This window comes from Microvirga tunisiensis (assembly GCF_009296175.1).
Taxonomy (GTDB): Bacteria; Pseudomonadota; Alphaproteobacteria; order Rhizobiales; family Beijerinckiaceae; genus Microvirga; species Microvirga tunisiensis.
In genome coordinates this window covers 1-1,141 of the sequence record NZ_VOSK01000810.1, presented here as the reverse complement: position 1 = coordinate 1,141, position 1,141 = coordinate 1, and the positions used below count along the sequence as shown (strand labels likewise).

The following is a 1,141-nucleotide window of genomic DNA, read 5'->3' as shown; positions in this document are numbered from 1 at the left end:
CGAAGCTGCGGTCGGCTGCAAGGTCATCAACATCATGACCAGCCTTGGCATGCCAGTATCCCAGCGCCTCGTCTGAACCCCAGGGCTAAGGGGTGCATGCGGCCCACCTCTCAATTATGCACCAACGTCCCTCGACAACACAGTCAGTCCAAGTGACGGACGGACGGCCAGAACCGGCCTTGAAGATCTGGACCCAAAGCTCGCTACTGTTGTCGTGATGCCTGGCTAGCCAGTCACCCAACTCTCGCGCGTCTCGAAACGCCACTGACATGCGCAATTTCCCAGCCATGCCTCAGAGTAGCTACTGATATCCCCATCTGGAAGCAGCGAGTTCATGGACATGAGCGCCCCGAGGGCGCCCATCCCAAACCCATTGGCTCCGGCGTGCCGATCAGGCCGATTGAGCCTGGATGCCCGCCATGGCCTTCATTGCCTCAAAGCTCCTTGTGAGCGCTCGCCAAAGGCTGCCGATCTCCTCCGATCCTGCCGATCCGGAGTGGGACTCGTTAACACCAGCCCCATGGGCCAGGGAGAGCGACAACTCAGCACGATGGGTGATCTGTCCGCCCCATGTCGGAACGTCGAGCGCCTGCATCGCGCCTCGTGCATCCGCAACTGTCGCATCATCCGAGCCGTTCTTGGCCGGCGCAGCGTTGATCACCACCGCATAAGGCTTCTTGAGGTCACGGCACATTTGGATCGTGGCCTGAACGGCATCGACATCGAACAGCCCCGGACGCATCGGGATCACAACAAGATCCGCGTGCCAGATCGCCTCGGCCACGGGAGCTTCCGCGTTGGGTGGCGTGTCGATCAGGACCCATTCAGCTCCGGCGCGCCGCGCCTTCGCCAAAGTGGCCGTGAGATGCTTGGTGCCAACGTGGAGCGGAAGATCCTGTGAGCCCCGGACCCGGTGCCACAGGGACAAAGACCCCTGCGGGTCGTATTGCCTCACCGAAGAATGCTCCCGACACGGATGGTCGTTGCCTCATCTTCATGCTCCCGGCAAGCCTCAGGGCTCTGCGGGCACCGAGCCTTGATCCGATGACCCGAACACCATGGCCCATGCCGCATCCCGGCGCCAGATTTTCAGACGCCGCTGGAGTGTGCGCAGATGCCGCTCGGAGTACTGGTCAGGATA

Annotated in this window: 1 protein-coding gene; it reads right to left on the bottom strand. The window is 61.9% G+C overall.

Features of this window, described 5'->3' with window-relative positions; genetic code table 11:
- Positions 1 to 391 precede the first annotated feature (391 nt).
- Positions 392 to 955, bottom strand: a complete 564-nt coding sequence (locus tag FS320_RS43805) for a P-loop NTPase family protein (protein WP_192926432.1) — start codon at positions 953 to 955, stop codon at positions 392 to 394.
- Positions 956 to 1,141 lie beyond the last annotated feature (186 nt).